The organism is Endozoicomonas sp. ONNA1 (assembly GCF_024606325.1).
In the GTDB taxonomy this organism is placed as follows: Bacteria; Pseudomonadota; Gammaproteobacteria; order Pseudomonadales; family Endozoicomonadaceae; genus Endozoicomonas_A.
The window spans coordinates 1-8,495 of the sequence record NZ_JAHHPN010000162.1; the positions used below are offsets into that span (position 1 = coordinate 1).

At 48.7% G+C, this 8,495-nt stretch carries 6 protein-coding genes; 5 read left to right on the plus strand and 1 reads right to left on the minus strand.

The genetic code is table 11. From position 1 onward, the window contains the following. Positions 1-852: 852 nt before the first annotated feature. Complete coding sequence (locus KDK19_RS03820) at positions 853-2,511, minus strand: electron transfer flavoprotein-ubiquinone oxidoreductase (RefSeq protein ID WP_257291365.1); 1,659 nt, start codon at positions 2,509-2,511, stop codon at positions 853-855. Positions 2,512-3,030: 519 nt separating this feature from the next. Between KDK19_RS03820 and KDK19_RS03825 the strand changes: the two genes are divergently transcribed. The 5 genes from KDK19_RS03825 (at position 3,031) to pgsA (ending at position 8,215) form a co-directional block, all read left to right on the plus strand. Continuing rightward, entirely contained in the window at positions 3,031-3,780 is a 750-nt protein-coding gene (locus KDK19_RS03825; protein ID WP_257279640.1) for an electron transfer flavoprotein subunit beta/FixA family protein, read from the plus strand. After that, positions 3,780-4,709, plus strand: coding sequence for an electron transfer flavoprotein subunit alpha/FixB family protein (locus KDK19_RS03830; RefSeq protein ID WP_257275262.1), 930 nt, complete (start codon positions 3,780-3,782; stop codon positions 4,707-4,709). The genes KDK19_RS03825 and KDK19_RS03830 overlap by 1 nt, the downstream gene beginning before the upstream one ends. Before the next feature lie 179 nt (positions 4,710-4,888). Then, positions 4,889-5,545 carry a UvrY/SirA/GacA family response regulator transcription factor gene (gene uvrY / locus KDK19_RS03835; protein ID WP_257275259.1) on the plus strand — a complete coding sequence of 219 codons (657 nt, stop codon included), beginning with the start codon at positions 4,889-4,891 and terminating at the stop codon, positions 5,543-5,545. Between the two features lie 100 nt (positions 5,546-5,645). Then, a complete protein-coding gene (gene uvrC / locus KDK19_RS03840) occupies positions 5,646-7,487 on the plus strand; it encodes an excinuclease ABC subunit UvrC (protein ID WP_257291366.1) in 1,842 nt (613 codons plus the stop codon). Positions 7,488-7,648: 161 nt separating this feature from the next. Further along, positions 7,649-8,215: a CDP-diacylglycerol--glycerol-3-phosphate 3-phosphatidyltransferase gene (gene pgsA, locus KDK19_RS03845; RefSeq protein ID WP_257275256.1), complete on the plus strand. Its 567-nt coding sequence runs from the start codon at positions 7,649-7,651 to the stop codon at positions 8,213-8,215. Positions 8,216-8,495: the final 280 nt, after the last annotated feature.

An 8,495-nucleotide genomic window follows, 5' to 3' on the forward strand; every position in this document is an offset into this window, starting at 1 on the left:
GGTCTTAACCCGTGCACTCTTCCCCCAGAGGCACGGGTTTCTTTTTTCCCGTCTCTGATGGTGCAGAGCTCATTCTATAAGGGGTTTTGTAAGTCCTGCGATTCGATCGATACTTTTGATATCTGCTTATAGACGGTCAAGAAACTTGCAAATTACTTGTAACGGATCTTTTGCATGTTTTGCCTGCTTCCCCCTCTGTAGGGTCAGTTTCGTAAAGAATCTTGACACAAAAGGGAGAGTGGATACTCGCCAGAAGGTATAGCTGCAAGCTTATTAACTCAAGCTGAATGATTCCCGCCTTTGAGGCTGTTGCAAAAGTGGCTAGCAAAGCTGAGAAAAGGCAAAAAGTGGCGAAAAAGCCCGGTTCACAGCGAGTAGATGAGCATTTTGAGTCATTTTTTAACACCGTATCAGGGAAACGCAGGACTTTTGGGACATTCTCTTTCGCGGGAATGACGACCTCCTGCTCTTCAGTGTCGCATAGGCTTAAAGACTCTATGGGCGCCCCGAATAACCCAATGTGAAACATTAACTGAGCACCTGATTCAGACTTGTAATGCTCTTTGTGCAGCTAGCATGCCCCTGGCTCCCCCAGTTGCAAAGATCATCATAAAGCTCATCAAGAATAATGGAGCGCAGTCCCGCAGATTTACAGTCGCAGCAGAACGTGGCCGCAATGAGCAGCCGCTGTTGATAGTGTCAGGGCGTGGAATAGTCTTTATACCGACGATAGTTAAAGATATGCGGGTTTTCACCACACTGACTACCGAATGTCTCTACGACTTTGACGGTAGGTGTGTAAGCGCTTTAAAATCAAGCGCTTACACGCTAGCAAGGCGACTCTCGTCGCACTCACATGTTCGGGTAGTTGGGGCCACCGGTGCCTTCCGGAGCAACCCAGTTAATGTTCTGGGCCGGATCCTTGATGTCGCAGGTTTTACAATGAACACAGTTCTGACTGTTGATCTGGAAGCGCTGCTCGCCAGATGTTTCGTCTTCGACAATTTCATAAACGCCAGCCGGACAGTAACGCTGAGCAGGCTCGTCGTATTTAGGCAGGTTATCTCTCAGAGGAATCGAAGCATCGGCCAGTTTCAGGTGGCAGGGCTGATCTTCTTCATGGTTAGTGTTGGACAGGAACACAGAACTCAGACGATCAAAGCTTATGACACCATCCGGTTTTGGATAATCAATCTTTCTACTATCAATCGCTGGCTTGAGTGTTGCGTAGTCGGGTGTTTTATCATGCAGGGTAAATGGCAGCTTGCCACCAAAAATATTTTGGTCGATAAACGCAAAGCCCGCTCCTATGAAGTTACCCCACTTATGCATGGCCGGACCAAAGTTTCTCTGTGCCTGCAACTCATCGCCCAGCCAGGAGCTTTCAAAAGCTTTTGTGTAAGAAGTGAGGTCTTCGCCGCCTTCGGAGCCACTGCTAATTGACTTGAAGACTTCCTCGGCTGCCAACATGCCGGACTTCATAGCGGTGTGAGAACCCTTGATTTTGGCACCGTTCATGGTGCCTGCGTCACAACCGATCAGTAGGCCGCCGACAAAGGTCATTTTTGGTAAGGACTGAGGGCCGCCTTTGGCAAGAGCGCGGGCACCGTAAGACACCCGTTTACCACCTTCAAGGAATTTCTTGATGGTTGGGCTCTGCTTGTAACGCTGGAACTCTTCAAAAGGACTGACGTGAGGGTTGGAGTAACTCAGGTCGGTAATCAGGCCCAGTACGACCTGGTTGTTCTCAATGTGGTAAAGGAAGCCGCCGCCAGTTGAGCCGCTATCAGTCAGAGGCCAGCCAGCAGTGTGCACGACCAGACCTTCAGAGTGGTTCTCTGGAGTGACATCCCACAGCTCTTTGATACCAATGCCATAATGTTGTGGGTCTTTACCTTCGTCCAGATTGAAACGGCTGATGATTTCTTTACCCAGTTGACCACGACAGCCTTCTGAGAAAAGGGTGTATTTGGCGTGCAGTTCCATACCAGGCATGTAACTGTCTTTTTTCTCGCCATTGGCAGAGATGCCCATGTCACCAGTCGCAACCCCTTTCACACTGCCATCTTCATTGAACAGGATTTCGTTGGCAGCAAAGCCGGGGAATACTTCCACACCCAGGCTCTCAGCCTGTTCAGCCAGCCAGCGACAGAGGTTGCCCAGGCTGATGATGTAATTGCCTTCGTTGTGCATCGTCTTGGGTACAAAGGCACCCGGCACTTTCATGGCCTTTTCCTGGGAACTTAACCAGTAGATATCGTCGGAAACGACAGCGGTATTCAGTGGTGCCCCTTTTTCTTTCCAGTCGGGAAACAGTTCATTCAGGGCGGTAGGTTCGAAGACGGCACCAGACAGGATGTGTGCTCCTACCTCTGATCCTTTCTCAACGACGCAGACAGAGAGTTCTTGACCTGCTTCCTGTGACAGTTGCATAAGACGACATGCAGCAGACAAACCGGATGGTCCAGCGCCCACAATTACCACGTCAAATGGCATAGACTCGCGTTCCAAGATGGATCCCCTCCCTCACCGGGTTATCACATGGTGATTTTCATACAATGTTCTTTGTGTCTGATGACACTCCAACTTTCCGGTTAACCTTTCCGGGCTGTCATAGTCAGAAAAATCTCCTGGCATGAAAATCAAACAGTTGTTTGAATTTTTTTCTGCATTATACTGGCTCTAACGCAAATAACCAGTGTTCGCTGTGTCAGGGCTCGCTTGGCTCGGCAGAGTGCCATTTGCCATTCTGCCAGTGAAGAGTCTCTGACTACATGTGGAAGATGTCATAATGTTTGGGTGTTCTAATAAAAGGCTTTGGTCAGACACATAGTTCATTAGAGCTGTCGGATTTGCATCAATCTTGAACATAGGTTTGAACCCTTATTGACGTGCTGTTAGACTGCCCACACAGCAGCGATGTGAAACAATGATAACAATTGATGCTCCGCGCGATGTTTTCGGAGATTTCATACCCTGCCTCACAACCAAGTATCCAGTCATAGTATAAATAAGGAAGGCTGCGAACCCATGAAAATACTTGTAGCCGTTAAGAGAGTCATCGACTATAACGTCAAGGTTCGTGTAAAAGCGGACCATAGTGATGTCGATCTCACGAACGTCAAAATGGCCATCAATCCTTTCTGTGAAATTGCTGTTGAAGAAGCGGTAAGACTGAAGGAAAAGGGTGTTGCCACTGAAATCGTTGTTGTTTCACTCGGGACCAAAGAGTGTCAGGAGCAGATACGCACCGCTCTTGCTCTGGGTGCTGATCGCGGTATTCAGGTAGAAACCGACGAAAACCCCGGTTCTCTGTCTGTTGCCAAACTGCTCAAAGCCATTGTTGATGAAGAAAAACCAGATCTGGTGATTCTGGGTAAACAGTCCATCGACAGTGATAACAACCAAACCGGTCAGATGTTGGCGGCATTATCGGGTCTGCCTCAGGGTACTTTCGCTTCTGAAGTGACTATAGAAGATGGCAAAGCCTCTGTCACTCGTGAAGTCGACGGTGGTCTGCAGACAGTTTCCCTGTCACTGCCCGCTATCGTGACGACAGACCTGCGCTTGAATGAGCCTCGTTATGCTTCTCTGCCCAATATCATGAAGGCCAAACGTAAACCTCTCGACGTCAAAACACCTGCAGATCTGGGTGTTGAGGTGACTTCTTCCCTGAATACTCTGAAAGTTGAGCCACCTGCGGAGCGCAGTGCCGGCATCCGTGTGGGCAGCGTTGATGAACTGATCGAAAAACTGAAAACAGAAGCGAAGGTAATCTAATGGCTATTCTCGTAGTTGCAGAGCATGACAATGCAGCCCTGGGCGCGGCCACTCTGAATACGGTAGCGGCTGCCCGTCAAATAGGCGATGATGTTCATGTATTAGTCGCTGGATCCGGTTGTGGTTCTGTTGCCGAGGCAGCATCAGCCGTTGAAGGTGTCAGCAAGGTTATGGTTGTGGACAATGCCGCCTATGAGCACCAGTTGGCAGAAAACGTCAGTCTGCTGGTTGCTGAACTGGGCAAAGGCTATGGCCATATTCTGAGTGCTGCCAGCACCAGTGGCAAAAACTATATGCCCCGTGTCGCTGCTTTGCTGGATGTTGAGCAAATCTCTGACATCATACGTGTCGACAGTGCTGACACTTTTGCCCGTCCGATCTACGCCGGTAATGCCATTGCAACAGTTCAAAGCAGTGCGTCTGTGAAAGTTGTCACCGTTCGCGGTACTGGTTTTGATCCCGTGGCGGCTAATGGTGGTAGCGCACCTGTTGAGCAGCTGGACATCGCTCATGACGCAGGTATATCTTCCTTTGTCAGTGAAGAGATGGCGAAGTCTGATCGTCCAGAACTGGGTGCTGCAAAAATTGTAGTATCCGGTGGTCGTGGTATGGGTAACGGAGAAAACTTCGAGATCCTTTACAAACTGGCTGACAAACTCGGTGCTGCGGTAGGTGCTTCTCGTGCAGCAGTAGATGCAGGTTTTGTACCTAATGACATGCAGGTTGGACAGACTGGTAAAATTGTTGCTCCTAACCTGTACGTTGCTATTGGTATTTCCGGTGCGATCCAGCATTTGGCAGGTATGAAAGACTCTAAGGTCATTGTTGCCATCAACAAAGACGAAGAAGCGCCTATCTTCCAGGTAGCCGACTATGGTCTGGTAGCGGATCTGTTTGAAGCTGTACCGGAACTGGAAAGCAAGCTCTAATTTTGGCCTGTAGTATTCTGCTAGTCCAAACATATTGGTAGTAGGATGAGCCTGTTGTACGATATTACTCGTGCTCAGGCTTTTTTCTGAGTGTGGTGACATTGGAGTGGTTTACCATCAGGGAAATGAGAGATGGATTAGGAACATAACAACTATAAAGATGCAGGTTGGAGTATGTCATGATTCGCGTACTGATTGCTGACGATCATGATCTGGTGAGAACGGGCTTGTCCCGCATGCTTTCCGATGTAGAGGGACTGGTCATCGTCGGTGAGGCCAGTAGCGGGGAAGAGGCCGTTGAAAAGTGTCGTAGCCTCAAGCCCCAGGTGGTACTGATGGATGTCCGAATGCCGGGGATTGGTGGTCTGGAGGCCACACGTAAGATCAGTCGGTCATTCCCAGAGATTCAGGTCATTGCTGTCACCGTCTGCAATGATGAGCTGTATCCTGCCAAACTGATGGAAGCCGGTGCAGCTGGGTACGTCACCAAAGGCATCAGTATCGATGAGATGGTTACCACCATCAGGGCGGTGGTCGTTGGCAAACGCTACATCAGTCCTGATATTGCTCAGCAAATGGCGTTGAAGTCCTTACATCCTTCCTCAGGTTCCCCCTTTGAAAAACTGTCCAGTAGGGAAATGCAGATATGCCTGATGATAGTCAGTTGTGAAAAGGTGCAGGCCATTTCGGACAAACTCTGTCTGAGTACTAAAACGGTGAACAGTTACCGCTACCGTATTTTTGAGAAGCTGCAAATAAACAGTGATGTGGAATTAACACATTTGGCGATTCGGTACCGGCTGATTGAAGTAGGGCAGGATGCTGCTTCAGTCTGATCAACGACAGGTCATGAGCTGAAGTTGTAGGTCTGTGGTCTTGTTTGTCAGTATACTGTCCGAAATTAATCGACAGTATTTGTATTCCATGACAGGCTCAATGGCTAAAGGTGAAGAAAAAGAACGTTTCGATCACAAGGCTTTTCTAAAACAGGCGCCCAGACAGCCGGGTGTCTACGACATGCGGGACAATCTTGGGAATACCCTTTATATCGGGAAAGCAAAAAATCTTAAAAATCGTCTGTCCAGCTACTTTCGTCCTACTGGTCTGACCACCAAAACCATGGCGCTGGTGAGCAAGATCCACAGTATAGAGGTAACCATTACCAACTCCGAGTTGGAGGCCTTGCTGCTGGAACAAAACCTCATCAAAGACCGGAGACCGCCCTACAATATCCTTCTCAGGGACGATAAGTCCTACCCCTTTATTTATCTCTCTGTGGAAGATGAGTATCCTCGTATTGTCTATCAGAGAGGTCGAAGTAAAAGCAAGAAAGGCTTGTTTTTTGGTCCTTATCCCAGTGGTGGTGCCGTGCGGGAAAGTTTGAATCTGCTGCAAAAGGTGTTCAAGGTCAGACAATGTGAGAACAGTTATTTCCGTAATAGAAGTCGTCCCTGTCTCCAGCATCAGATCCAACGCTGTAAGGCTCCCTGCGTCAATCTGGTCAGCTCGGAAGAATATCAGCAAGATGTGCAGGATACTCGCCAATTTCTGGAAGGAAAGAGTCAGCAGCTCATCCGTAAACTGATCAAAAGAATGGAGAGCGAGTCCGAAGCACTGAGGTTTGAAGAAGCCGCTGAAATCAGGGATCAGATCAGCCAGCTCAGGCAAGTTCAGGAACAACAGTCGGTCAATCGCAGTACCGGTGATGCGGACATAGTCGGTTACTGCAACCAAATGGGTAAGGTCTGCTTTGCGGTGCTGTTTGTTCGTAATGGTCAGTTATTGGGGCACAAGAGCTATTTTCCGAATTTCAGGCTGGACCATCAGCCAGAAGATTACCTTTCAGAATTTCTGGCCCAGTTTTATATCAAGCTTGCCAATAGTCGAAATTTTCCCTCCGAGATTATCCTGCCTATTGTCGTGGAAGATCACGAGGTACTTGAACAGGGAATCAGTCAGTTGTCGGGTAAAAGTGTCAAAATCAAGCATCGGGTCAGGGGCGAACGACAGGATTGGTTGAAGCTGGCAGATAAAAATGCACAGACGAGCCTTCAGTCTGAGTTGGCTGGTAAAACCCATCAACGCAAGCGCACAGAGCAATTGGGTAGGCTGCTGAAGCTGAAAGAACCGTTAACCCGGTTTGAATGCTTTGATATCAGTCATACCATGGGTGAGGCAACGGTTGCCTCCTGTGTTGTGTTTAATCAGGAAGGGCCCGACAAAAGCCAGTATCGGCGTTTCAACATAACAGGTATTGAGCCTGGTGATGATTATGCCGCCATGAAGAAAGCCTTGCATAAGCGTTATAAAAGCCTGACCGGGCAGCCTGAGAATACACCGGATCTGATATTGATTGATGGCGGTAAGGGGCAGTTGAGCATGGCAGAGGACGTCATGTACGAGTTATCTCTCCAGCATATTCCTTTATTGGGTGTCGCCAAAGGGGTTTCCAGAAAACCAGGTCTTGAGACACTGATTTATAAGGGCAAGGAGCTGCCCGCATTGGAAAAAGATGGCGCTCTGCTGCTGATTCAACATATACGGGACGAAGCGCACAGGTTTGCCATTACCGGCCACCGACAAAAGCGCAGTGTTGCCAGAAAACGATCAACTCTGGAAGATATTCCGGGAGTTGGAGCCAGGCGTCGCTCGGCATTGCTCAAGTTCTTTGGGGGGCGTCATGGCGTAATGAACGCGTCGTTAGATGAGCTGGCAAAAGTCGAGGGTATCAGCCAGAAGCTGGCAGAACAGATACATGCTCATTTGCATGGATCGTAGATTCGGGTTTGTACTATTTCTCTCGACTGTGTAACTTATGGGATTGTAAATATTTTCAACGACGGTCTGTAGGTCTGTCTGCACCAGAACTTTGGGTTGCATGAGTACTCTGGTAGAAAGACCTCAGCAAAGTTACACATCATGGTTATTTATCTGTTGCTATGAATATTCCGAATATTCTAACGATGCTTCGCATTGTTCTGGTTCCTTTTCTGGTCTTGATTTTCTACCTGCCCATTGAAATGCGTTACACTCTCTGCGCTGCCATCTTTGCAGTCGCTGCTGCGACTGACTGGTTTGATGGTTATTTGGCCAGACGCTGGAACCAGACCACCCCCTTCGGTGCTTTTTTTGATCCGGTGGCAGACAAAATCATGGTAGCAACAGCATTATGCCTGTTGGTCGAAGAGTTCAGGGCAGCCTGGATGACCATACCCGCTACGATCATTATTGGCCGGGAAATTGTTATTTCTGCCCTGCGTGAATGGATGGCTGAGATAGGTAAGCGAACCAGTGTAGCGGTGAATATGATCGGCAAACTAAAAACGGCCGGACAAATGATGGCCATTACCCTGTTACTCTTTGCCCCTGTGCCTCTGGAATCCATGATCGGGTATCTTGGTCTGGCAATGCTTTACATCTCTGCCATCCTGACACTGTGGTCTATGTATGTGTACCTTCGAGCCGCATGGCCTGATCTGACACCATTCTCTAAGGCTGAAAGCTAATTCATTACTCTAATCTATTGACAGCAGACGAAATATTCTTAAACTACGCAACATCTTCGACGGACGCGAAGCTCTCGGGCTTCATGCACTGACGAACATGGATGCCGGGCCGGTATAGCTCAGTTAGCAGAACAGAGCCTGAACAGGGTTGGGGGCATCTCAATGTTAAAGAGTGAGTCTCGCTTTCCGCTTCGGACTTTGAAGAAGTCCTAAATTATCTTCATCGCGGGAATAGCTCAGTTGGTAGAGCACAACCTTGCCAAGGTTGGGGTCGCGAGTT